The sequence below is a fragment of the Pararhizobium sp. genome (assembly GCF_965279435.1).
GTDB lineage: Bacteria > Pseudomonadota > Alphaproteobacteria > Rhizobiales > Rhizobiaceae > Pararhizobium.
The window spans coordinates 1,628,454-1,652,793 of sequence record NZ_CBDIHY010000003.1; the positions used below are offsets into that span (position 1 = coordinate 1,628,454).

Here is a 24,340-nt window from a genome sequence, read left to right on the forward strand (position 1 = left end):
CTGCGCGCAAAATCCTACGCCACGTTGCGCAGAGCTGGATCGGGGATCGGCACAGCGGCCATCAGCGCCTGGGTGTAGGCGTCGGCCGGGTTTTCGAAGACGGAGCGGCGCGAGCCCATTTCGACGATGCGACCGGAGCGCATGACGGCGACATTGTGCGACATGCGCTCGATCACCGCCATATCGTGCGAGATCAAAAGGTAGGCGAGGCCCATGGTTTCCTGTAGTTCCAGCATCAGATCGAGCACGCGGCCGCGCACAGAGACGTCGAGGGCTGCGACGCTTTCGTCTGCAACGATCAGTTTCGGGCCAAGCGTCAAGGCGCGGGCAATGCAGATACGCTGGCGCTGGCCGCCGGAGAATTCGTGCGGGTAACGGCTGGCGGCATCCGGCTGCAGACCGACGCGGCGCAAGAGTTCCGCGACGCGATCGTCGCGTTCGCCCTTGTTGGCAAGGCCGTGGATGATCAGCGGCTCGGCAATTGCCGCACCGACGGCCATGCGCGGATCGAGCGAGGCATAGGGATCCTGAAAGACCATCTGGGCGCTGCGGCGCACCGGCCGCATCTGGCGCTGGCTGAGACCGCCGATATTCTGGCCGTCGATGACGACATCACCGGTGAAGGGAATGAGGCCGAGCACGGCCTTGCCGGTGGTGGATTTGCCCGAACCGCTTTCGCCGACGAGGCCAAGCGTCTGGCCGGGCAGGATTTCGAAGGAGACGTCGCTGACGGCGGAAGCGGGCGGCTTCTTGCCGGAGAGCCAGCCGGTCGCCTTGCCATAGGTGACGTGCAGTCCGCGCACAGTGAGAACTGGCGTCCGATCCAGCGGCGGTGCATCCACTGTGGCCGGGCTGATGCGCGGCGGGCCATCAGTGCCGGCATGGGCGCCGAGCCGGGGCACGGCGGCCAGCAATTCCTGGGTATAGCGCTGTGTCGGGGCGTTGAAGATTGGCAGGGCGTCGCCCTGTTCGATGATGCGGCCGGCCTGCATGATGACGACGCGATCGGCCATCTGGGCGACGACGCCCATGTCATGGGTAATCAGGATGATCGAGGCACCGAATTCGCGCTTCAACTCGTCCATCAACTTGAGGATCTGCGCCTGCACCGTGACGTCGAGCGCCGTCGTCGGCTCATCTGCGATCAGCACTTTCGGGCGGCAGGAGAGTGCCATGGCGATCATCACGCGCTGGCGCATGCCGCCGGACAGTTCGTGCGGATATTGTTTCAGCCGCTTGGCCGGATCGGTCATGTGGACAGCATCGAGCATGCGCAGAGCGACTGCGTCGGCGCTATCACCTTCCGATCCCTGATGCTCGCGAATGGCTTCGGTCAACTGCGCGCCGATCGACATGACCGGATTGAGCGAGGTCATCGGCTCCTGGAACACCATGGCGACATCGCCACCGCGGACGCTGCGCATGGCGCTGTTCGAAAGCCGCGACAATTCCCGGCCTTCCAGCGCGATGCTGCCGGAGGCGATCTGCAGGGATGCCTTCGGCAGAAGCCCCATGATGGCCAGCGACGTCACCGATTTGCCCGAACCGCTTTCACCGGCGATGCACAGCGTTTCCCCAAGCTTCAGGTCGAAACTGACATCATCGAGAACCCGCCTGCGGCCTTCCGGCGTGCGGGCATCGACGCAGAGTTTTTCGACGGTGAGGACGGATGGGGAAACGGGGGCAGCAGATGTCACGCGAACACGATCCTCGGGAAGTAGAAGGAAACGACCCAGTTGGGCATGTCGACGATCTCGCTGATCCGGAGATCACCGCAGACCGAGCAGAGCAGGTAGGCATCGACGGGGTTCATGCCGTGCTCGGAACCGAGCAGGTCAATCATCCGCATCAGCGCTTCGCGGGCGCCGGTCATCAGGTCCGGGCCGATGCCGGTCGTCACTTCATAACCCATGCCATCGAGATGGCGGGTGACAGGTTCGGTGGTGGTGAAGCGCGGGCTCTGCAGGCGCGCATCCTTGACCAGCTCGATCGTCGCCTCGACTTCCATCTGGCTCTCGATCGCGGTGCCGCAGACTTCGCCGTCGCCCTGGGCGGCGTGGGTGTCGCCGATCGAAAACAGTGCGCCGTCGACTTCGACCGGCAGGTAGAGTGTCACGCCCGAGGTCAGGTCGCGAATATCGAGATTGCCGCCGACGCGGCGCGGCGGCACGACGGAATGCAGGCCGGGTTCTGCCGGTGCGACGCCGATCGTGCCGGCGAATGGCTTCAGCGGCACCTTGCCGCCAGGGCCATAGAGCGACGGCGCCATGCTGTGCGGATCGTAGGACCACATATGCAAAGCCGGTTCCTTGAACTGGTCTGCCAGCAGGCCGAAACCCGGAATATTCGCGGTCCAGCCGATGCCGGACGGAATGAAGCGGCGAATCGTCACCTTCAGTGCATCGCCGGGCTTGGCGCCTTCGACATAGACCGGGCCGGTGACGGGATTGATCTTGTTGAAATCGAGCGCCGCCAGGGTTTCGAGCGTCGATCCCGCACCCAGCTGGCCGCCGGAGGAATCCAGGCACTCGAAATGGATCGTCTCACCGGGCTTGGCGATGAGAGCCGGCTTGAAATCCTTGTTCCAGCCGAAATTGTGCTGGGCGCGGTGAATGGTATGGGTGCAGGCGACGCACATTGGTGTTTCCTCGGATTGGTTTTTTTACTGTTAGGCTTTGCCCCTTGGTCGATGAGCGGGCTATTGGATTCAGGGTGAGCGGCAAGAATCTCCGTCATTCCTGTGCTTGTCACAGGAATCCAGCCAGCCCAAGTCTTTGGGCTGAAGGGCCCTTTGACCCGACGGACGTCGGGTCGCTGGATCCCCGCCACAAGGGCGAGGATGACGGAGGATGGATTCCGGCAACATCAAACAACTGCCTTTGTGTTTTCCTGTAAGCTCGCCATTTATTCCTTCACAAAAATCGCGTCGTAGTTGATGACGCGGGTCGGATCGACATAGATGTCGCCGTCGCCGCCCATGCGGGGCGACTTGGCGACGACGCGGCGTTCGTTGGTGACCGGGATCCACGGTGCATCCGCCATGATGTCGGTGAAGATCTTGCCCCATTCGGCCTGACGCTCGGCAGCCTTGGCCGGGTCCGACATCGAATCGGCGGCGATTGCGCGGGCGTCGAGGTCCTTGTTGCAATACCACGACCAGTTCCAACCGCCCTGAACCGCACCCGAGCAACCGAGGATCGGACCGTAGAAGTTGGACGGATCTGGGAAGTCGGCGATCCAGGCCATGCCGCCTGACCAGATCATCGGCGCTTCGCCTTCGGTGCCGCCAGCGGCGATCACGTTGGCCTGTGCCAGGGCACGAACCTCGGCTTTGACGCCGACAGCCGCCAGATCCTGCTGGATCGCCTGGGCGATGCGCGGCTGCGGATCGGTGTTGGTCGAGTAGAGGATTGTCTCGAAACCATCCGGGAAGCCGGCTTCAGCCAAAAGCGCCTTGGCCTTCTCGACGTCGAAGGCATAACCGGTGAAGATCTTGTCATAGCCCGGCATCAGCGGTGGCAGCGGCTGGTTGGCAGCAGTGGCGCGGCCGTTGAGGATGCGGGTGATGCGCTCCTTGTTGATGGCCATGTTGAGGGCCTGGCGGACCTTCACATTGTCGAATGGAGCGACCTTGGTGTTGAGTGTGATGTAGCCGGTGTGCAGTTGCGCGCCATCGACGATAATCTCGGCACCTTCAGGCGAGTTCTTGATCTCGAGGAATTTTGCCGGCGGAACGCCGTCACCGGCGATATCGACTTCGCCCTTCTGCAGACGCAATAGCGCGACCAGCGGCTCCTGGCCGACTTCGACGGTGAACTTGTCGATATGTGGCATGTCTTTCACGAAATAATCCGGGTTGCGCTCGAACACGAGACGCTGGCCGACGGTCCATTCCTTCAGCACAAACGTGCCCGAACCGACCGGCTTCTTGCCGAAATCACCGGCTGCTGCCTCGACGGCTTCCTTCGGCACGACGGAGGCGAAGTTGATGGCGAGAACATGCAGGAAGGTGGCATCGGGACGCGACAGTGTGAAGACGACGGTCTGATCATCCGGTGTGGCAATACCTTCGAGCGTCGTCGAGGTGCCGCCGCTGACCGCGTCAAACCCCTTGATCGCACCGAAGAAACCGGCGCCCGGGCCCTGCGTCTTCGGATCGACGGCGCGCTCGATCGAATATTTTACGTCGGAGGCGACAAGTTCGCGGCCGTTGGTGAATTTTACGCCCTTGCGCAGCTTGAATGTATAGGTGAGGCCATCAGGCGAGACGGTGAAGCTCTCGGCCAGCGACGGGATCAGGTCCGGGGTGCCCGGCGTATAGTCCATCAGCCGCGAATAGAGGCTCTTGATCATCGACCAGTTGACCCAGTCGTAGCCGACGGCCGGATCGAGCGTGGCGATGTCGTCCTTGTAGGTGATGACGACGTCGCCGCCCTGCTTGATGGTGTCCTGCGCGAAGGCAGGCAGCGGTATGAAGGCAAGCGCCATTGCGATTGTCGAGTGTCTAAGCCAGCGTTTGAACATTTTTGAGTTCCCCTTTTTGGTTGCTGATGTGGTTAGCGCGCACGAATGCGCGGATCGATGAGTGGTGCGATCAGATCGGCGACGAGATTGCCGATGACGATGGCAAGTGCCGAAACCAGCGTCACGCCCATGATGATCGGGATATCGACCTGCTGGATTGCCTGCCACGCGAGCTGGCCGATGCCGGGCCAGCCATAGACGGCCTCAACCACGACGACGCCGCTCATGAACTGGCCGATATCGATGCCGATCATCGCAATGATCGGCAAAAGCGCATTCGGCAGCGCATGACGAAAGACGATCCGAGCAGACGACAGGCCTTTGGCGCGGGCGGTGCGGACATAATCCTGATTGAGCACGTCGATCATCGCCGAGCGGACCATGCGCGCATACCAGCCGGCGCCGAGGATACCGAGTGTGGTGGCCGGCAGTACGACATGGGCGAAGGTGCCGAAACCGCTCATCGGGAACCAGGCAAGCGTCACTGCAAAGACATAGAGAAGCAGAAGGGCCGCGACGAATTGCGGGGCGGACACGCCGACGAACGAGGCCATCATCACGAAGCGATCGACCGGGCCGCCACGGCGCACGGCGGCGATGACACCGAGCAACAGGCCAAGGGCAACTTCAACGAAGATGCCAGCCGCCATCAGGATCAGCGTTGCCGGGAGACGGGCTGCGATCAGCGCGCCGACATCGGTCTTTTGCGCATAGGAGCGGCCGAGATTGCCCTCGGCGAGGCCTTTCAGGTAATTCCAGAACTGCGACAGCAGCGGCTGATCGAGGCCGAGTTCATGGCGGATATTGGCGACCGTCTGCGCCGTGGCGCTGCGCCCGGCGATCATCCGGGCTGGATCGGCGGGCAAAGCGTAAAGCAGCAGGAAGGTGATGGCCGCGACGCCGAACAGGATCAGCGCCGTCTGGACGAGCCGCCGCAGGATCAGAAAGATCATCTCAACCCCTCCCGCGCTGGGTCGGGTCGAGAATATCGCGCAGCGCATCGCCGACCAGGTTGAAGGAGAGCGCGGTCAGAAGAATGACGGCGCCGGGAATGAACACCAGCCAGGGCGCTGCCTGGAAATAGCTCTGGCTTTCAAAGATGATATTGCCCCAGGAGGGCGTCGGTGGTTGCACGCCGATGCCGAGGAAGGAGAGCGTCGCTTCCAGTAGTACGGTGGTGGCAATGCCCAACGTGCCCCAGACGATCGCCGTCGGCATCAGGTGCGGCAGGATATGGTGGAACAGGATGCGGACATGGCCGGCCCCGAGCGACCGTTCGGCCAGAATGAAGTCGCGTTCCACCAGGCCGCGGGTCTCGGTATAGACGATGCGGGCGACCTGCACCCAGTTGACCAGCGCGATCACCATCGCAACGATCCAGAGGCTCGGGCGCAAAAGCGCTGCCAGCACGATAGCCAGAAGCAGAGCTGGAAACGCCATCATCAGATCGGTGAAGCGCATCAATGCATTGCCGACGAAACCGCGCATGTAACCGGATAGAATGCCGATCAGCAGTCCGATCGTCACAGCGATACCATTGGCGACCAGGCCGATGACGAGCGAGGTGCGGGCACCGTAGAGAAGGCGGGAGAACAGATCGCGGCCGAGCGTGTCGGTGCCAAGCAGGAACTGGGTGCTTGGTGGCATCGGCGCGCCTTCCAGCGTCAGGCCGTCGAACATCTGTTCTTCGGGATTGTAAGGGGCGATCAAGGGGGCGGCGACCGCCATGAAAATGACGAGGGCGACGATCGCCAGCCCGAACAGCGCTGACGGCTGACGGATCATGCTTTTCAGAATGCGCATCAAACGGCCTCCGGCATGGGCTCGGCGCCACCGAGAATCGAGGCTGCGACCTGTTCCATCGGCATCCGGCGCTGCATCGCGCAATTGCGCAGGATCGTATAGGCGAGTTCCTCGTCGACCTTGCGCTCGGCAATGATACGCTCGACGGCGGCATGGACCAGCGGCCGCAGGCGCACGCGCTCTTCCAGATGGTTCATCCTGTCGATGACCGCCTTGCGTTCGCGATGAATGCCGAGCGCCATGACCAAAGCCGGGTAGACGGCCGAGGAGGCCAGAGGTTTGGCGATGATGGCGCCGACGCCCTGTTCCATCGCCCAGGCGATGCGGCCGGGTGCTTCGGAACCAAGCAGTGCCACCAGCGGACAGGGGGCATTGCCGCCGCTCCAGGGCAAAAGGCCGTCCCAGCCCTGATCGGCATCGACAAGCACGAAATCCGGCAGGTCGGTGGTATCGAGCGGTTGCCATTGCACCGCCACCTGGAAGCCGATGAGCTTCAATTGCCGGGTCAGGCGTTCGGTAGTGTTGTCTTCCCGGTGCAGGATCGTGGCGCGCCTGCCGGTGAAATTCGGTGTTTCCCTCATGACACGACCCTCAACTGTGCCGGAGGACGCGCGCGGCGGCCGGTAAGGTAGGGATCGGCGGCGATGGCTGGCTGTGCGGCAATGATATCGAAACCGCCCTCATCGTTGATCCGGCCGAGATGGAAGGGCAGGGCGGCATGGCGGGTATCAGGATTGATCAGGATCGGACCGAGAACGGTTGGCCGGGGCGCTGCCGACAGAAGGCGCGACACCGCCATCGGATCGTCCGTTCCGGCGGTGATGATGGCCTCGGCGCAAAGCTTGACCGAGGCGTAGGCGCTGGCAAAAACGCTGGAAATGCGCCGCTGGCTGCCGAATTTGGCTGCAACCTGCGCTTTGAAGACCGCATTCTCAGGTGTCGCGACCGTATCGAAATAGGCGGCGGCGCAAAGCTGACCGGTCGCTACACCCAGACCGATATGAGGAAGTTCGCTTTCCTGCAGGTCGCAGCTGACCACCGGGCAGTTTTCCGGGAGGAAGGCCGGATTGCGCGCCCCAAGGGCGCGGATGGCGGCGAGAAAGGCGTAACTGGACGGGCCGATGAAATTGTTGAGGATGAAGCTCGGGCGGCGCTGCTCGATATCGAGCACGATGCGCTCGACGGCGGTTTCCTCCAGCGGCAGGTATCGTTCCCCAAGCACCTCGCCGCCAGCGTCCTCGATCAACTCGCGGGCAAGCCGGTTCATTTCCCAGCCCCAGACGTAATTGGCACCGACCAGATAGGGACGGCGTCCAAAGCGCGGGATCAGATAGTCGAACAGCGGCAAGAGATGCTGGTTGGGGCAGCCGCCGGTATAGATGACATTGTCATTGGCTTCGAAGCCCTCATAGGGGCACATGTACCAGAGCAGGCCGTCATGTTTTTCGACAAGCGGAATGACTTCCTTGCGGGCGAGAGAGGTAATGGTGCCGATGATGTGACGGCAACCGTGGTCGCGCAGCATCGCACGGGCACCTTCAAGATACGCGGCGATATCGGCATGGGGGTCGATGACGACCGGCTCGATAACATTGCCATGGATTGCGCGAAGCTCTTCGATCGCAAAATCGGCGCCGTCGCGCGCGTCGCGCCCGATCTCGGCATAAGGGCCGGTCGTGGAATAAAGGATACCTATTTTTACCGCGTTGTTCATCGATCCGCCAAAAACCAAAAACCCCACGACGCCGGGCCCATCTGAGATGGGAGCATCGTGGGGCCAAACTGCCCGTCGACCATAGGGTCATGTCAAGGAAGTGCTTAATCTGTTGGCAGGATTAAAATACGGGCATCGGTGCCGTGTCAAGCACGATTCGTTTGGCGTGGATGCCCTTGGATCGGGGATGGCTGAGTGATTCGTTGCTGAGCGCCCTCACAATCCAGCCGGAGCAGTTGGCTTATAATGCTGCGCGACAGCGGGCCCGCCCGCAAGATTCGTGCGCATTGCCCCGTTTTGGCGCCCTTCACGAAAACGTCAATGCATCTGACTTGCGGTTTGGGATATGGGGCACTACCTGAAGCTCGTCGGATGTTACCGGTCACACCCTCTGTGGTGTGTGAAGTGACTTCGACGCCCATTTAAGGTAGTGAGGGTACTCACGATCGCGGGTCTCCGGCCGTTGCGTTTCGGCAACACTCAAAATCCCAACCTTTAAATATGACAGATTAAGACTGTAATTTTGATTGTTACAGTTCTTTGCTTATGTAATCTCGGGGTGCGGTTGCGACCGCTGCCATTGGGGCTTGAATCGATATCTGGGGTGGGGGACGCTGATTTTTCAGCCACGAAAACCTGTGCCCAATCGAAACTTGATTGGATCCGAAATGACTATGAAGGCTATTCTTTTTGCCTCCGCTGCGGCCTTGACCACAGCAAACGGCGCATTTGCCGCCGACGCTATCGTTGCTGCTGAACCTGAGCCGGCGGAATACGTCCGCGTTTGCGACGCGTTCGGCACCGGCTACTTCTACATCCCGGGAACAGAAACCTGCCTGAAAATCGGCGGTTACATCCGTTTCCAGACCGACTTCGGCCGTAATGACGGCAACGCCGACAACACGTCTGACTGGAACACCTTCACTCGCGCCCAGCTCGAGTTCGAAGCCAAGAACGACACCGAATTCGGCACGCTGTCGAGCCTTATCGCCCTGCGTACGAACGCCCGGGATTCGTCCGGTTCTTCGGCTAACAACACCTTCCTCGATCAGGCATACATCGACATCGCCGGCCTGCGCGTTGGTATGCAGTACAACTGGTGGGATGACGACTTGAGCGGCGAAACCGACGTTATCGCGAGCAACGCGACCCGTCACAACGCCATTCGCTACCAGTACGAAACCGACGCGTTCAAGGCCGGTATCGCCGTTGAAGAGCTGGAAGACACCGCGCGTCCGAACAACATCGGCGTCACCGGTCAGGTTTCCGGTACGATTGGTGTTGTCACCGCTTACCTGCTTGGCGGTTATGACACCGACCAGGAAGAAGGCGCTGTCCGCGCGATCATCTATGCCGATCTCGGCCCGGGCCAGCTCGGCATCTACGGTGCATATGCTACCGGTGCCAACTACTACTACGAAGAGTCCGAGTGGACTGTTGGCGCTCAGTACGAACTGAAGGTCAACGAAAAGTTCGCAATCACGCCCGGCGTTCAGTACTTCAACAACATCGATCTGCGCGGCAACACCTTCAGTGGTGGCGATGCCTGGACCGGCGGCGTGACTGTCGACTACAAGATCACCGATGGTCTGCGGAGCAAGGTGAGCCTTCAGTATCACGACGAAGACAATGGCAAGGACGAAGTCCTCGGCTTCGTACGTCTGCAGCGCGATTTCTAAGTCGCCGTTTGATATCCGGTTAGCCGCGCTACAGGGGCGGCTAACCAACGGTTCGTCACGGATTTGATTGACCTCCGATCAGTGACGGGGACGGTCCGGCTCCCTCCGGCCGTCCCACACGGCCGCATTGAGTTGCGGTCTCAGGGGGCAATCGCCCTTCCCATCGGACACTTGCCGCCGTCGATATGCGCCAGTTCCGAGATGGCATCCTCTACCGACTTTTCCCCCAGAAGGGCCAGCAAGGCTTGCTCCGCCTTTTTGCTGAGTGTTGCCGACCATTCCGTCATGTTGCTTGAAATGAAGCAATCGGCGGGAATGTCATCGCGTGTCCCCCAGATTTTCTTGTCCGGCATGACGGCAAGGTAAATCTCGCTCAGGTAAATCGCGTCCGCAGGCCGCCCAAGCCTATAACCACCCTGATATCCCTCCGACGACACAAGGATGTCCTTGTGCATCAACGGCGCTACCAGTTTACGCACAAGACTGGGCCTGGCATCGAGCTTCGCTGCCAGTGCATCGCTCGTCGAGCGCGTGTTGTTCTTTTCATTGACGGCGACTGTAATAATGATCTGCAGGGCCGAAGAGAAGCGTGTGTCCATCATGAGGGCACATACTACTGCACACTTTTGAAAAAACTAGATGATTAGTGCAGACATAGTAAAACTCTCCAGCGCTTTAACGCTAGAGGTCACGTCCCCAATACAACTGCACCCGCTTGATTGGATGGCCAACCGTTCCGGGAGAATACGGCCCGGATTACATCGGTCACCGCTCGCCATAAATAAATGGGATTTCGAAAATCCGATTTCAATAGGGGTAATCCTCATATTGAGGTCGCCTCAACGTAATTTGTATTTGCTGCATACGAAGGCGCTGGCATCGCCTTACACGGTCGATGACGAACTTTCGAGGTTCGGCAATTCGAACTCCAATTTTATAATGTCTTGCCGTCTCGCCAGTAGGCGACGACGAGATGGTGTTCGTTTTTCAGTTTCCAGGTTTGGCGGGCGCACTGCCGGATGGTTTTGAAGGCTGCGAATTCGCAGGCGGCCCAAAGGTAGATATTTTTGTCGCCCTGCGGCCGTGGCGTTGCGCTCACGGCTTCGACAAGCAGCGCGCCGAATTTCTCTCCGTTGCGGATCAGCCAGTGAAGATCGATGGCCGCTGGCTTGCGCAGGTTCTGGATTTCGGCAGCGCCGGAAATTTCAAGATAGGCAACGCCGGCTGCATCGGCGGACAGGTTTTCCAGCATGCGGGCGATGGCTGGAAGGGCGGTCTCGTCGCCGGCAAACAGATACCAGCTTGCATCCACAAGTCCGCCGCCGCCGGGGCCGAGCACGCCGACTTCCGTGCCGACGGTCACGGCTTCGGCAAATCTCGATCCCGGCCCGGCATCGGTATGCAGCACGAAATCGATATCGACTTGACCGGTCGAAAGATCCACCGAGCGCACGGTGTATTTTCGCATCGACGGTTTTAGGTCCGGCCGTTCCCACTCGATGATGCCGCTTGTCCCGACAAAGGGCCATTGCGGCTCCGCAAGGCCGGGTTGCTGGATCAGCAGATTGAGGTGCAAAGCGTCGAGGCGGGCAAACCGCGTGGCGTTCTCGCAGTGGAAGGTAATCCGGCGCATATGCGGTGTCACGTCCCGGCAGCCGGTAACCGTCAGGATCTGGAAATTCGGCGGCCGCGCCATATCGCCATGGTCGCCGCTCCAACGGATCTCCGGCGCGGCCTCTCCTGCGAATTCGAGAACATGGGATGCAATGGTCAAACGCGCGAAATAGAGGTGCTCGAAGTCAGGCGCTTCGATATCGACACGCGTCATTGCCCCCTCCGTCGAGAAGCGGGCGCTGCAGCCGGAAAGGCGCAGCAGGACATCACCGGATTCCTCGCTGATCTCGGCGTTGTGTTCGCGCATATGATTGCAGAGTTCGGCAATCACGGCCTGCGGATCGGCGAGGTCGATGAGCGCCTGTGCCGTGTAGGTTCTGCCGTCCATTGAAGTGTCCTCTTACTGCGGCAAACGCGCGGCGTCGAAGTCGAGCCAGAAGGTACCCTTGAGTGGCACGCTCAAAAACCGGCTGTTGATCTCGGCGAGGGTCTTACTGGGGTCGATGTCGGCGAAGAGCTCAGGGTGAATCCATTTCGCGTAACATTCGAAGACCAGAATATTGAGAACGGAAATCGAAAGCTGATGGGAGAGGGCATGGGCGCGGCCCTCGCGCACAGCCGTCAGGTTGGCCCGCACATCGTTGGAAACGACACGGGCGAAGGACTGAGAGGCCGCCTCCGCATCGACATCACCGCCGAGCACCAGGCCACCCTGGGCGGCCAGATGCGGGCCGCCGGTGGCGATGTAGACGTCCGGATCCCTCTCCAGCACGAACTCGGCGCTGAGCCTTCCGTCATAGCCTAGCATATCGGCGCCGATGCTTTCGCCGCCGGCCAGCCGCAGATAGTCCGTCATCCGGTTTTCACGGCCCGGCGTCGAACAACAGATGGCGCCGGCGTGGGCATCGACCAGCACAGACTTGCGGGCAATCCCCTTGGTACGCTCGGTGATGCGCTGATAATGCGGCCGGAGGAATGCGCCGAATGCTCTAGCCTCGGCCTCTCGGCCGATGACTTTGCCAAGAAGTTCAAGGGAAAAGATGGTGGTATCGGCTGGTCCACTGCCGTCGTTGTGCGGGCCATCCAGAAAGACGACGGGCACACCGGCGGATTCCAGTGTCGCGGCGATCTCCGTCCAGCCATGGTCCCAGATGGAAACGACATAGACATCCGGCCTAACGGCAAGGATCGCTTCCGGCGACGTTTTCGAAGCCACCACACCACCAGCGACGGGAATGGCATCGATGGCCGGGAAGCGCTGCTTGAGATCGTTATAGTAGCCCCGATCAATCCGCTGTGGCGCTGCCCAGCCGACGATACGGGAGATCGGATCGGCCTCGATCAGGGCGAGCGACAGGATGAGAAGGCTCTCATTGGTGGCGATACGCTCAGCCGGTTTGGCAAGGCGCACCTCCAGCCCGGCCGCATCGGTGAACCGGATTTCGGCGTGCGCAGGCGATATTGAAATAAACGAGAGAGCGCCGAATGCGATAAGCAGGAAGAGGGCGGCCAATAAACTGGCGGCCCTCTTTCCGGCCATTGTTGGCTGCACGGCTACCATACGTATTTCAGGCTCGCTGTGACGGCCCGGCCTGCGCCGTAGTTGCAGCTTCCGCCTGTGATGTTGAGGCAATGGGAGACGTACGCCTTGTCGAAGAGGTTGCTGACGTTGACGCGAAGCGTCGTTCCCGCAAAAGTCTTGTCCATGGCGCCGAAATCATACTGGGCTCCAATATCGACAAGGGCCCGGCCGGGAATGCGCAGCGCCTCAAGATAATTGGCGTCTGTCTGGTAGGACGATGTCATGCGCACGCCGGCGCTCAGCGACAGGCCTTCGATAACGGCCGGGCGATAGTTTACCCAGGCGCTGGCCTGATGCTCCGGCAGGCGCAGCATCTCACGCCCCTTGGCGATGGCACTCGTGCTTTCCAGTACCTCGGAATGCGAATAGGCATAGGCTGCAAGCACGTCGAGTTCCGGCGTGACTTCGTATTTGGCTTCCAGTTCCAGGCCGCGCACACGCTGCTTTCCGGCCTGGACGTTGTAGAGGGCGCTGGTGGGATCCGGCGTCAGGCCGTTTTCCAGCGTCAGGTCGAACAGCGAAGCAGTGATCATGCCTTTGCCGCCTGGCGGTTCGTATTTCACGCCGATCTCATATTGCTCGGCCTTCTGCGCCTCGAACGGCGTGCCGGCCTGGCTGGACCCAAGTGCGGGCAGGAAGGTGGTGGAGTAGCTGACATAGGGAGCGATGCCATCGTCGAACAGATAGGTGAGGCCCGCGCGCCAGGTCAATTCGCGATCGTCGTTGGAAACGGTCGGCGATCCCGCCAGCATCCGGTTCTGGGTATCGATGTCGGAGAGATCGTAGCGCAGGCCGAAGGTGCCGATCCAGTTGTCATAGCGGATCTGGTCCTGGGCATAGAATCCGATCTGCCGCTGTTCCTGCAGCCCCGAGCGCTGGATGGCCGGCTTCGGAATGGAGCCAGCGCCATAAACCGGGTCGAGATAGTCGAGCGGTGGTACGCCGGCAAAACCGTTGCCGAAATTGGTGGAGGAATTGGCGCTCAGATAGTCGATCCCGAAGAGAGCGGTATGATCGAAGGCGCCGGTATCGAAGCGGGCTTCAAGCTGGGTATCGACGTTGAAGCTCGAAACCCAGTCGTCGGAAACGGCCGAGACACGGTTTAGCGTATGGCCGTCTGGCTGGTAGGCGAAGGCCGGGTTGACCAGCACAAGGAACATGTTCTGGTCGGAGCGGCCGTAGCGCAGGTTCTGGCGCACTGTCCAGGTCTCGTTGAATTCGTGGGAGAATTCATAGCCTAGCGCGTAGAAGTCGCGCTCGAAGACGCTGGCGTCGGGGTCGCCGAGAAACAGGTCGCGCGGGATTTTCCCGAGCGGGTTTTCGATCAAGGTGCCGATCGCCGGATAGAAGCGCGGGTTGAAATCCTTTGGGCGGTCCTTCTGGTAATAGCCGTAAAGCGTCAGTTCCGTCTGGTCGGTCGGTGCCCAGGTCAGGCTCGGCGCCAGCATCAGTTGACGCTCCCGTTCCCGGTCGATCTGCGTGCCCATGTTCTTGCCAAGGCCGGTCAGGCGATAGGACCAGTCGCTGTCCTCGCGGACGGGACCGGTAAAGTCGAACGTGCCCTGGATGCCACCATGCGAAGATGTCCCGATACCGAGCTCGTTGCGGCTTTCCTGTTGCGGACGCTTGCGGATTTCGTTGACGAGGCCGCCGGGGATCGATCGGCCATAGAGCACCGATGCCGGCCCCTTGATAACGTCGATGCGTTCCAGCGCATAGGGATTGATGCTTGGCGTCGCATAGTTGCTGGGATCGCCGGGCAGGACCAGTCCGTCCAGCCAGACCGTGCCATAGGTGTTGAAGCCGCGGATATAGAGCCAGTCGTAGCGGATGTCGTAGCCGTTCGGATCCGACAGGATGCCCGGCGTGTAGCGCAAAGCCTCCGCTACGGTATTGACGCCTTGCGCATCCATCTGGTCGCGTGTGACGACACTGATGGCCTGTGGCGTTTCCAGGAGCGGCGTGTCGGTCTTGGAGCCGCTCAGGGTTCGCTTGGCGACGATGCCCTGATCCGGCCCCTTCGGATTGTCCTTGCCGCCTTCGACGGTGATCTTTTCGAGCGACGTGGCGAGGCCGGCTTCCTGGGCGAGCGCAGGGGCGCAAAAGCTGATCAGGCTGCAAATCATGGTCGAGGCCAGCAAAATCTCTTTGCGTTTGGGTCCGATCGTCCCTTTCATGAACCTTGCCCGATAATGTTCGCCCAAACCTGTCTTCTGCCCGCCGCTCATGAACCCGTCCCTTACACAATCGCATCCCTGATAAACTTGACCAAGTAAATCAAGTTAAGATATTGCTTTAGGGCACTTGTCCCACGATCGGCAACGAAGGGACCTTTGCGCACCGCGCAGATATGTTTGTTCGCAGCCAAAGTTTTCATTCCGGCAGCGGTCGCAAGGCGGGTGGTAAGGTTCCCGGTGCAAACCGGGGACATGATGCGTTTCGAAGGTTTGGCGATGACGTCCTCCACAATCCAACCGGATGTCGAAGCCGGCTACGGGCAGCACGGCGCGGCCAAGCGGCTGCGGGTCCGGGACTTTCTGCGTCAGGACGGCGTCGTTCTGGAAAGCCCGGATGACCAGCTCTCGCCCGACGATACGCTTATGAAGGGTGAATTCCTGCACCGGGAACTCCGCCGCGGGCTGGTGTTGCATGTCAGCGACGCGATCGAGGAACGGCCGTTCACCGCGACATCACGGCTTGGCGAAGAGTTGTCCTGCATTTTCTTTCTCGACGGCAATGTCGATCTTGCCATCGGTGACAGGCGTTTCGCGTTTCAGGCGCAGAAAGGTGTGGCAAGCGGCGTCGCCATAATGAACGCCACCCCGGAGAGTTTCCAGCGCGCATCGCACGGGCGCCAGCATTTACGGCATCTCGTCGTTTCGGCAACGCCGGAGTGGCTGCATCTCGATGCCCTGGAGGAGATTGCCGATACCAAGGGTGGTGAACGGTTGATGCGTGAGCATCTGGCCGAGCATCGCTGGACACTGACGCCACGGATGACCGAACTCGTCCGGCAGATTTTTGCGCCATTGCCGCTTCTGCCGGCGATGCGTGACCTTTATCTCGAAAGCCGGGCTGTGGAGCTTGTTGCCGAAACCATGGCGGCGGTGCTCCATGCCGGCCGTCGTGCGCCGGGAGGCATGCTGCTCACCCGTCAGGATGCCGTCTGCCTGGAGCGGGCCAAGGATTACATCACCGTCCACTGGGCCGTTCCACTCAATGTCGATATGATCGCTCGAGCGGCCGGCGTCAGCGCCAGCGGTCTGCAACGGCTGTTCCGGATTTCTGAAAGCCAGAGCGTCTTTGAATATGTCCGCACACTTCGGCTGGAGCGCGCTTTCGTGGCCTTGGAGAGTGGCGAGGTGACGGTGCAGGAAGCCAGTGCCATTGCCGGCTATTCAGCGGCCGCCAATTTTTCCACCGCATTTCGCCGCCAGTTCGGCACAACCCCGCGCGATGTCATGCTGACGCGCAAGGGCTGATATTTTGCATTGCAATGCCTGCCGGAAACGCCGAATTCCCAAAACGAAAAAAGCCCGGCGAACCGGGCTTTTTTGATCTTCAGAACTGCCTGAACAGTTGTGAATATGAAATTGGTGCCCAGAAGAGGACTCGAACCTCCACACCCTTTCGAGTACCAGCACCTGAAGCTGGCGCGTCTACCAATTCCGCCATCTGGGCGACGAGCGGGGGTGTACGGGGCTCGCGCTTTTGTGTCAACAGGGTTTTTGAAGTTTTCTTGAAAATGCGCAGGAAAGTTGAGCAAACCGTTGAAGGGCAATGATTTTCGCCCGAACGATTTTGCCGGAATCTCTTTCGGTTACACAGTGCGCGGTTGCTGGCCAAAGGCACGGATGCAGGCGAGCCCCTGTTCAAGCACCCGCTTTGCCTGATCGACGGTTTCCGCCTCGGCATAGCAGCGCATTTCCGGCGCATTGCCCGAAGGACGGAAGTGAACGACACTGCGATCGGTTAGCGTCACACGCAATCCGTCGATGTCGCTGAGCGTCTCCGGCTTTCCGATAGGGGCGAGAAAACTTGCCAGATTGTCCGGCCCCGAGCGGAGGTGGCTCATCAGCGCAGCACTTGTTTCCAATGGAAAATTTTCGACCCGGTCGCTCAGCGCCACTGGCAGCGCGAAGTCCGCTGCCAGCGCCGAGAGAGGCTTGTGGCTGCGTGCGGCAAGCGAAAGTACCGCAAGCGCCGGCAGAAAGCTGTCGCGTGTCGGCAGGGCTCTGAGCGTGGTTCCGTTGATGATAGAGTCCGTAGCGGTCAGGGTTCCGCCATTGGCCTCGAAACCGACGACACCGGTTTTGCCGTTGCGGACAGCCTCCAGCATGCCCTCGATGACAAAGGGCGAGCCGACGCGGGTGCGCAGGATGGAAAGGCCCGGCTGGCGCTCCAGGCCGGAATTGGAGGTGACCGGCGTCACGGCAACCGTAGCACCGGTAAACTGCGCCGCGATCAGGCCCAAGAGATCGCCACGCAACGGCAGGCCTGTTTCGTCGCTGACCAGCGGGCGGTCGCCGTCGCCGTCGGCCGAGACGATCGCGTCGAGCCTGTGCTCGGCGGCCCATGCCTTGAGCAAGCCGATGGTTGCGGGCGAAACGGCTTCGGTATCGACCGGTATGAAATCGGCCGAGCGGCCGAGCGGGATGACGTCGGCGCCGTATCCGGTCAGCACTTCGACGAACAGGTCACGCGCCACCGTGCTGTGCTGGTAGACGCCGACTTTCAGGCCGGACAGAGCCTGAGCAGGAAGGATTGAGGCGTTCCGGGCGAGGAAAAGCGCTTCGGCCTGCCGGGAATGATCGGCGGCTTGTCCCGGCGTCGCATCGACGGGGACGGACCGGGCCATGAGTGCGTCGGCTTCCCCGCCGATTGCCTCCTCGTCGATCTTGGAGATTTCTCCGTCCGGGCGGTAGAACTTGATACCGTTGCGATCGGCGGGAATATGCGAGCCGGTGATCATCAATCCAGCGGCGCCGAGTTCTAATCCATAGAGTGCCAGAGCCGGCGTCGGTATCGTTCCGCAATCAAGAACGGTCAGTCCGGCGCGGGTCAACGCACCGGCGCAGATTGCCGAAATCTCGGGGCTGGAAGCACGAAAGTCCCGGCCCAGCAGGATCGGATCGCCGGGTTTGGCCTGTCCGGACGAGATGAGATAGTGGGCAAACGCCGTTGCGTAGACGGCGGCAGGGGGCCCGTTGAGGTCAGTCGAAAGGCCACGCAGACCGCTGGTACCGAATTTCAAGCTCAATGGATCCTCCGTCTCGCCGGCAGAGTTTCGATAATCGGGCGAGTGACTTACAGGCAATATTGGCGCATTCTGCCAATTGTGAAGGCCTGGACGTCGAATGACGCCAGATTTGCAGTCGGATGACCGCGAAAACACCAATGCAACAAAATGCTGGCCGTTATGTGAAACAGGGACACCAACCGAGTAAACCCTTTTTGGGAGAAGTGAGGAAACAAATGGCGGGATTTCGAAATTTCGTTATTGGCTGCGTGCTGAGCACGGCCTCCATCATGATGCCTGCTGCCGGTTCACAGGCCATGCCCGTGCCGGATATCGGCGCTTCGCATAAAACCGATGTCCAGACGGTTGCCCATCGCCCCGGCCATGGTCATTACCGGCCGCATCACCGCCCCGGCTACAGGCCCCATCATCGACCAAACTATAGGCCGCACCATCGGCCTGGGCGTCCCTATTACCGTCCAGGATATCATTACCGTCCCTATTACCGGCCGCCGATCTACGTGGCGCCCCCGGTCATCTATAACGGTTACAATCGCCATGTCCGCTGGTGCCTGTCGCGGTACCGGTCCTACAATCCGTCGACGAACCGTTTCCTGTCGAACAGCGGTGCCTACAGGGTTTGCCGCTCTCCCTACCGTTAAGGGATCGTCATTCTGCAAAACGGCGGGGACATTCCCCGCCGTTTCCATTTTCAGCGGATATCAAACGGCCAGCTTGTCCCAAGCCCATAACAGCACGGCATAACGCGCCGCCTTGCCGATCGTCACATAGATGAGGAAGGTGGGAAAAGGTGTGCGCAACAGGCCTGCCACCAGCGTCAACGGGTCGCCGACGATCGGCAGCCAAGAGAACAGCAGAATGGGCTGGCCGTAGCGGCCAAACAGTGTTTCCGCGCGCTTCCGGTTGACCGTGCTGACCGGAAACCATCGCCGGTTTTCGAAGCGCAGAAGAAAGCGGCCAAGCACGAAATTGACAACCGCGCCCAGCACATTGCCTGCCGTAGCGGCCAGAAAAAGTGCCACAAGCGGCGCGCCCGGCTGCCCGGCAGCAAGAACCAGTGCAGCCTCGGACAGGCCGACCAGCAAGGTGGCGGAGAGGAAGGCGGCGCTGAAAACGCCGAAAAGCAGGCCTGCGGTCAAAGGGTCAGGTCCGATCCGTGTGGCCGAGATCGCGCCCGGGTTCGATCACGTCGCGGACACGCTGCTTCAATTCCTTCGGCCCCGGAAAGCCACCATCGCGCTTGCGCTCCCAGATCAGTGTTTCGCCAACATGAATTTCAAAATTACCACCGGTGCCGGGGATGAGGGCCACCTCGCCCAGGCTGTCGCCAAAGGTGGACAGCAGTTCCTGCGCCATCCAGGCAGCGCGCAGCAGCCAGTTGCACTGGGTGCAGTAGAGAATGGCGATACGCGGCTTGTCTGTCATGTCGGCTTCCGTGGCAATGTCGGGTTGGCGAACGTTATCCATCGGCGGACTGGGCTGCAACAGCGCGTGATCAAGAATGCCTCACGAAAATGTCAACTAAATTTGTCATGTTTTGTCGGGGGCCGCCCTTGATCGTCGCAATTTTCGCAGCAACAGAATGCTGCGTTGCAAAAACCAAGAGGAGCCAACATGACTGACCTACCATCGACCCGGCCGCCAGCCATGCTGCCCGCCCTGCAGCGGTTCTATCTGCCGCTCGATACGACGGCCGAAACCCTGCTACGTGTGGTTGCCGGCGTTCTGCTCGTGACCCACGGCTATGGCAAGATCATCAATCCCTTCGGCGCCGCCGGCATGGTTGAAAGCCTGGGCTTCTACCCCGGCGTCTTCTGGTCGCCGCTTCTGTCGGCAACGGAATTCTTCGGCGGCATTCTGGTCGCGATCGGCCTGTTCACCCGCCCGGCGTCCTTTGCCGCCATGATCGTTCTGCTTGTCACCGTTTATTTCCACGGCATCGTTAAGGCAGAAGGCCTGGCGGGCGCTGAAAAGTCGATCCTGTGGGCCGCGATTTTCTTCTACTTTGCCATTCGCGGATCGAATTCACAGTCCGTCGATGCCAAGATCGGCAAACAGATCTAAGCCGTAGCGCCGCGGTTTACGTTGCGGCGCTATTCTCCGATCTTCAAGGTGAGCGGCTTGTAGGTGTCGATCTCGATACGCCCCGCCGCGATGAGGTCCTGGGCCTCGCCATTCACCGTCCCTGTGGCTGCGACAATATCGAACCCTTCAACATTGCAGTCTGTCTCGATCTTCGCCGTATTTCCCGCATGAGCGGCCGAGCCGCCAAGAACATCGAACGTGATGGTTTCATCCGGCAGTTCCGTGCTGCCGGTCGCTGTGTTCTCAGGATCGAACTGCGGCCGCAGGGTCAGCGAAATATCCGTCAGCTCCTCGCCGCTTTCCACAGCCGCAAAGTCATAGGCGCAGTAGCCTTGCCCGCCGAACCAGGTGAACGTGTTGATCAGGGTGATGGCGAGGAATTGAGCGAGCATGCGAAACCTTCCGAGCGGGAGAACTCCAGCAGCGTAGGTACTTCCAGCCGCCGGCGCCATATCCATTTTCAGGCGTGTCTGCGAACTATGCCGGTATGTGCCTGACGCCAAGTGCCGCACAGCAAAATGGCGGCCGAAGCCGCCATTCTGAAACGTGTCTTGTCAGCCCGGAAACGCTTACAGCGTGCGGGTGATGTGTTCGACGCGGAAGCACTCGATCGTGTCGCCGGCGCGGATGTCTTCGTAATTCTCGAAGGCCATACCGCATTCCTGGCCCATCGGCACTTCGGAGACTTCGTCCTTGAAGCGCTTGAGGGTCTTGAGCTTGCCTTCGTGGATAACAACGTTGTCGCGAACCAGACGCACACCGGCACCACGCTCCACCTTGCCTTCGATGACGCGGCAACCCGCGACCTTGCCGGTCTTGGTGATGTTGAACACTTCCAGGATTTCGGCATTGCCGAGGAAGGTTTCGCGGCGTTCCGGCGAAAGAAGACCAGACATCGCTGCTTTCACGTCATCCACCAGATCGTAGATGATGTTGTAGTAGCGGATCTCTATACCGGCGCGTTCTGCGGCAGTACGGGCCTGGGCGTTGGCACGAACGTTGAAGCCGATGATGGCGGCGTTCGAGGCTTCTGCCAGCGAGATGTCGGACTCGGTGATACCACCGGCACCCGAATGCACGATGCGGGCACGGACTTCGTCGGTTCCCAGCTTGTCGAGTGCGCCGGCAATGGCTTCGATCGAGCCCTGCACGTCGCCCTTGATGACCAGCGGGAATTCCTTGAGGCCGGTGTTCTGCAGCGTCATCATCATCTGTTCCAGCGAACCACGCTGGCCGGATGCACGGGCAACCGCCTTGTCGCGGGTCAGGCGCTGACGATATTCCGAGATTTCGCGGGCACGGCTTTCGTTTTCGACAACGGCGAACTTGTCACCCGCCAGCGGCGTACCGGAAAGACCGAGGATCTCGACCGGCATCGACGGAGGCGCTTCCTTGACGTGTTCGCCCTTGTCGTTGACGAGGGCACGCACACGGCCCCACTGGTCGCCGGCGACGATGATCTGGCCCGGCTTCAATGTGCCCTTATGAACGAGGACGGTGGCAACTGCACCACGGCCGCGATCAAGCTGGGCTTCAACGACGGTACCTTCTGCCGTGCGGTCTGCATCGGCGCGCAGGTCGAGGATTTCGGCCTGCAGCAGGATGGCTTCGAGCAGCTTGTCGATGCCGAGACCGGTCTTGGCCGAGACTTCGACGTCGAGCACTTCACCGCCCATGGTTTCCACGAACACTTCGTGCTGCAGCAGCTGGTTACGCACCTTCTGCGGATCGGCTTCGTGCTTGTCGATCTTGTTGATCGCCACGATGATTGGAACGCCGGCAGCCTTTGCGTGGCTGATGGATTCGATCGTCTGCGGCATCACGCTGTCGTCGGCCGCAACCACGAGGATCGCAATGTCGGTTGCCTGGGCACCACGGGCACGCATCGCAGTAAAGGCGGCGTGACCGGGGGTGTCGATGAAGGTGATCTTGTGACCGTTCTGCTCGACCTGGTAGGCGCCGATATGCTGGGTGATGCCACCGGCTTCGCCCGAAACGACGTGGGTCTTGCGGATGGCGTCGAGCAGCGATGTCTTGCCGTGGTCGACGTGGCCCATGATGGTCACGATCGGCGGACGCGGCTGCAAATCGCCATCGTCCTTGCCGGTGAACAGGCCTTCTTCGACGTCGGATTCCGAAACGCGCTTGACGGTATGGCCGAATTCGCCGGCGATGAGTTCTGCAAGGTCGGCGTCAATGACGTCGCCCGGCTTCATCATCTGGCCTTCCTTCATCAGGTACTTGATCACATCGACGGCCCGTTCGGCCATACGCTGCGACAGTTCCTGAATGGTGATGGTTTCCGGCAGGATCACTTCGCGCATGACCTTTTCGCGGGTTTCCTGCATCTGGCTGCGGCGGAATTTCTCCTGGCGGCGGCGCATGGCAGCCATCGAGCGGCCGCGCGGATTGCCGTCGTCGTCGAGAGCGGCAGTCAGTGTCAGCTTGCCCTTGCGGCGTTCCTCTTCCGTCTTCGGACGGGCAGGGGCCTTTGCAGGTTCCGGGCGAACGACCTTGCCGCGAACCGGTGCGGTGGCGCCACGGTTCGGACGGGCCTCTGTCTCTTCGCCTTCCGCCTTGCGGCGGGCGGCGAGTGCCGGGGTAATTGTCGAAGGTGTCGTTGCAGGCTTCGCGGCCTCGGCGCGCGCCTGATCTTCCGCCTTGCGGACGGCAACGGCTGCTGCTTCAGCTTCAGCGGCAAGAGCCGCTTCGACTGCTGCCTTTTCGGCAGCGCGTTCCGCAGGTGTGCGGGCTGCTTCTTCGGCGGCGAGGCGGGCTGCTTCAGCCTGCTCGGCCTTCAGGCGCTCGGCCTCTTCGGCGGCGCGGCGTGCCTCTTCGGCAGCGCGGCGCTTGGCGTCTTCGGCGTCACGGATCTGGGCTTCGGCAAGCGCACGGCGGCGGGCGTCGATCTCACCAGCGGAAAGCTGATTGAGAACCACACCGACCCGCGGGCGGTTGTTGTTGTCCTGGCGATTGTCCTGCTGGCGCGGCTGCTGTTGCTGAGGCGCCGGGCGTGCAGGCTGTTGCTGCTGCACGGGTGCCGGACGCTGTGGTTCGACCACGCGCGCCACAGGAGCAACTGGTGCTGCTGCAATCGGAACGACCGGCTTTTCGTCTTCCGGCCGCATCGGCCGCCGCTTGCGCGTCTCGACCACGACAGCCTTCGTCCGGCCGCGACCCATGTCCTGGCGAACAGTTCCCTGGCTCACCCCGGAAGGCTTCAGGGTCAGCGTCTTCTTGGCTCCGCCGAATGTCTTGTCGTCGTTGTTGTCGGTCATTCCGTTCCGTTCCTAAGATCAGGGCCGGATGCGTATCACCAGACCCCGCCGTTCAATTTCTGTTTTGCAATCGCGGTTGTGCCGGCCTGCGCCGGTGACCCGCGTCATTGTGTCGGCAAGCCAGATTCGGCGCCAAGGGCTCGAGCGGGGACGGTTCCCCGGTATCTTTCGAGCATGTTTGCGCGCTTCACTACACCCTCACCCGCCTGCCCTGCAAGCGCTGCGGCATGGATAAAAGCATTCTGGCCTAAAAGCCCTTCCATTTGCGCCTCGGTAAAGAAGCGAAAGGAGGGTATTTCCTTTCCGTCATCGACGACAAAGCTCATCGCCTTGCGCGCCTGGTCAATCTTGCGCACACCGTCCGCTGCGGCATCCACCGCATGAAAGGTGGCGAGCGCCGCCAGTCCACGGACGGCCTGCTCGACTTTCGAGGCGCCGCTGATGAACTGCGCGGCCTTGCGCGCCAGGTTCATCATGCCGCCCAGTTGCATCGACAGAAGCCGGTCCACCTCATCGGCAAGCTCCGGCCCAGCCGTCACATCCGCCCGCTTCAGTCCGCGGGCAAACAACTTCTTGGCAATCGCCTTTTCGACGACCGCCCGTTCCGCACTGACCCAGCAGCCCCGGCCGGGCAGCTGCTTCTTCAGGTCGGGCACCACCCGGCCATCAGGCCCGGCGACAAAGCGGATCAGCGTTTCCGGCGTCCCGCTCTGCCGTGTCACGATGCACATGCGGCCGTTCACTGCTTCACCATCGATTTCCCCGGCAGGGTCCTTGTCTTCAATCAACATGGCGATAATT

The 24,340-nt window shown here is 61.0% G+C and carries 21 protein-coding genes and 1 tRNA gene; 4 read left to right on the top strand and 18 right to left on the bottom strand.

Annotated features, from left to right (window positions below; translation table 11 throughout):
* Positions 1–14: 14 nt before the first annotated feature.
* The 7 genes from ACQY8Q_RS13340 to ACQY8Q_RS13370 form a co-directional block, all read right to left on the bottom strand.
* The gene (locus ACQY8Q_RS13340) at positions 15–1,697 is read right to left on the bottom strand and encodes an ABC transporter ATP-binding protein (RefSeq protein WP_428427010.1); all 1,683 of its coding nucleotides are present in this window, start codon (positions 1,695–1,697) and stop codon (positions 15–17) included.
* On the bottom strand, positions 1,694–2,638 hold the full coding sequence (locus ACQY8Q_RS13345) for an acetamidase/formamidase family protein (protein ID WP_428427011.1): 945 nt from the start codon (positions 2,636–2,638) through the stop codon (positions 1,694–1,696). Before ACQY8Q_RS13345 ends, ACQY8Q_RS13340 begins: the two co-directional genes overlap by 4 nt.
* Before the next feature lie 266 nt (positions 2,639–2,904).
* Positions 2,905–4,524 (bottom strand): ABC transporter substrate-binding protein, encoded by a 1,620-nt coding sequence (locus ACQY8Q_RS13350; protein WP_428427012.1) that lies wholly within the window; start codon positions 4,522–4,524, stop codon positions 2,905–2,907.
* A 32-nt stretch (positions 4,525–4,556) separates the two neighbouring features.
* On the bottom strand, positions 4,557–5,477 hold the full coding sequence (locus ACQY8Q_RS13355; RefSeq protein WP_428427013.1) for an ABC transporter permease: 921 nt from the start codon (positions 5,475–5,477) through the stop codon (positions 4,557–4,559).
* A gap of 1 nt (position 5,478) precedes the next feature.
* Complete coding sequence (locus ACQY8Q_RS13360) at positions 5,479–6,327, bottom strand: ABC transporter permease (protein ID WP_428427014.1); 849 nt, start codon at positions 6,325–6,327, stop codon at positions 5,479–5,481.
* Positions 6,327–6,908 carry an ANTAR domain-containing response regulator gene (locus ACQY8Q_RS13365; protein WP_428427015.1) on the bottom strand — a complete coding sequence of 194 codons (582 nt, stop codon included), beginning with the start codon at positions 6,906–6,908 and terminating at the stop codon, positions 6,327–6,329. The genes ACQY8Q_RS13360 and ACQY8Q_RS13365 overlap by 1 nt, the downstream gene beginning before the upstream one ends.
* Positions 6,905–8,041, bottom strand: coding sequence for a transporter substrate-binding protein (locus ACQY8Q_RS13370; protein ID WP_428427016.1), 1,137 nt, complete (start codon positions 8,039–8,041; stop codon positions 6,905–6,907). The genes ACQY8Q_RS13365 and ACQY8Q_RS13370 overlap by 4 nt, the downstream gene beginning before the upstream one ends.
* Before the next feature lie 668 nt (positions 8,042–8,709).
* Here ACQY8Q_RS13370 and ACQY8Q_RS13375 point away from each other — a divergent pair.
* Positions 8,710–9,720 carry a porin gene (locus ACQY8Q_RS13375; RefSeq protein ID WP_428427017.1) on the top strand — a complete coding sequence of 337 codons (1,011 nt, stop codon included), beginning with the start codon at positions 8,710–8,712 and terminating at the stop codon, positions 9,718–9,720.
* 140 nt (positions 9,721–9,860) lie between these two features.
* On the opposite strand, the gene ACQY8Q_RS13380 is transcribed toward ACQY8Q_RS13375, so the two are convergent.
* From ACQY8Q_RS13380 to ACQY8Q_RS13395, 4 genes are all read right to left on the bottom strand, one after another.
* Entirely contained in the window at positions 9,861–10,322 is a 462-nt protein-coding gene (locus tag ACQY8Q_RS13380) for an RrF2 family transcriptional regulator (protein ID WP_428427018.1), read from the bottom strand.
* A 332-nt stretch (positions 10,323–10,654) separates the two neighbouring features.
* Positions 10,655–11,722: a DUF2218 domain-containing protein gene (locus ACQY8Q_RS13385; RefSeq protein WP_428427019.1), complete on the bottom strand. Its 1,068-nt coding sequence runs from the start codon at positions 11,720–11,722 to the stop codon at positions 10,655–10,657.
* A gap of 12 nt (positions 11,723–11,734) precedes the next feature.
* Entirely contained in the window at positions 11,735–12,874 is a 1,140-nt protein-coding gene (locus ACQY8Q_RS13390; protein ID WP_428427020.1) for an ABC transporter substrate-binding protein, read from the bottom strand.
* A gap of 14 nt (positions 12,875–12,888) precedes the next feature.
* Complete coding sequence (locus ACQY8Q_RS13395) at positions 12,889–15,093, bottom strand: TonB-dependent siderophore receptor (RefSeq protein WP_428427021.1); 2,205 nt, start codon at positions 15,091–15,093, stop codon at positions 12,889–12,891.
* Positions 15,094–15,369: 276 nt separating this feature from the next.
* On the opposite strand from ACQY8Q_RS13395, the gene ACQY8Q_RS13400 reads away from it, so the two are divergent.
* Entirely contained in the window at positions 15,370–16,398 is a 1,029-nt protein-coding gene (locus tag ACQY8Q_RS13400; RefSeq protein ID WP_428427022.1) for a helix-turn-helix transcriptional regulator, read from the top strand.
* Between the two features lie 112 nt (positions 16,399–16,510).
* Here the strand turns inward: ACQY8Q_RS13400 and ACQY8Q_RS13405 are convergent.
* Positions 16,511–16,597: transfer RNA gene (locus ACQY8Q_RS13405), tRNA-Leu, on the bottom strand.
* 139 nt (positions 16,598–16,736) lie between these two features.
* Positions 16,737–18,176 (bottom strand): phosphomannomutase, encoded by a 1,440-nt coding sequence (locus ACQY8Q_RS13410; protein WP_428427023.1) that lies wholly within the window; start codon positions 18,174–18,176, stop codon positions 16,737–16,739.
* Positions 18,177–18,391: 215 nt separating this feature from the next.
* On the opposite strand from ACQY8Q_RS13410, the gene ACQY8Q_RS13415 reads away from it, so the two are divergent.
* A complete protein-coding gene (locus ACQY8Q_RS13415) occupies positions 18,392–18,817 on the top strand; it encodes a BA14K family protein (RefSeq protein ID WP_428427024.1) in 426 nt (141 codons plus the stop codon).
* Between the two features lie 60 nt (positions 18,818–18,877).
* Here ACQY8Q_RS13415 and ACQY8Q_RS13420 read toward each other — a convergent pair whose 3' ends face one another.
* Both ACQY8Q_RS13420 and ACQY8Q_RS13425 read right to left on the bottom strand, forming a co-directional pair.
* Positions 18,878–19,234 (bottom strand): YqaA family protein, encoded by a 357-nt coding sequence (locus ACQY8Q_RS13420; protein WP_428429778.1) that lies wholly within the window; start codon positions 19,232–19,234, stop codon positions 18,878–18,880.
* Positions 19,235–19,319: 85 nt separating this feature from the next.
* A complete protein-coding gene (locus tag ACQY8Q_RS13425; protein WP_068952066.1) occupies positions 19,320–19,601 on the bottom strand; it encodes a SelT/SelW/SelH family protein in 282 nt (93 codons plus the stop codon).
* 189 nt (positions 19,602–19,790) lie between these two features.
* Between ACQY8Q_RS13425 and ACQY8Q_RS13430 the strand changes: the two genes are divergently transcribed.
* Positions 19,791–20,240: a DoxX family protein gene (locus ACQY8Q_RS13430; protein ID WP_428427025.1), complete on the top strand. Its 450-nt coding sequence runs from the start codon at positions 19,791–19,793 to the stop codon at positions 20,238–20,240.
* A 29-nt stretch (positions 20,241–20,269) separates the two neighbouring features.
* Here the strand turns inward: ACQY8Q_RS13430 and ACQY8Q_RS13435 are convergent, their stop codons facing one another.
* The 3 genes from ACQY8Q_RS13435 to ACQY8Q_RS13445 all read right to left on the bottom strand — a co-directional run bounded on the left by ACQY8Q_RS13435 (position 20,270) and on the right by ACQY8Q_RS13445 (position 24,330).
* Positions 20,270–20,653, bottom strand: coding sequence for an IrmA family protein (locus ACQY8Q_RS13435; protein ID WP_428427026.1), 384 nt, complete (start codon positions 20,651–20,653; stop codon positions 20,270–20,272).
* A 177-nt stretch (positions 20,654–20,830) separates the two neighbouring features.
* Positions 20,831–23,539 carry a translation initiation factor IF-2 gene (gene infB / locus ACQY8Q_RS13440; protein ID WP_428427027.1) on the bottom strand — a complete coding sequence of 903 codons (2,709 nt, stop codon included), beginning with the start codon at positions 23,537–23,539 and terminating at the stop codon, positions 20,831–20,833.
* A gap of 104 nt (positions 23,540–23,643) precedes the next feature.
* Positions 23,644–24,330 (bottom strand): RNA-binding protein, encoded by a 687-nt coding sequence (locus tag ACQY8Q_RS13445; protein ID WP_428427028.1) that lies wholly within the window; start codon positions 24,328–24,330, stop codon positions 23,644–23,646.
* Positions 24,331–24,340: the final 10 nt, after the last annotated feature.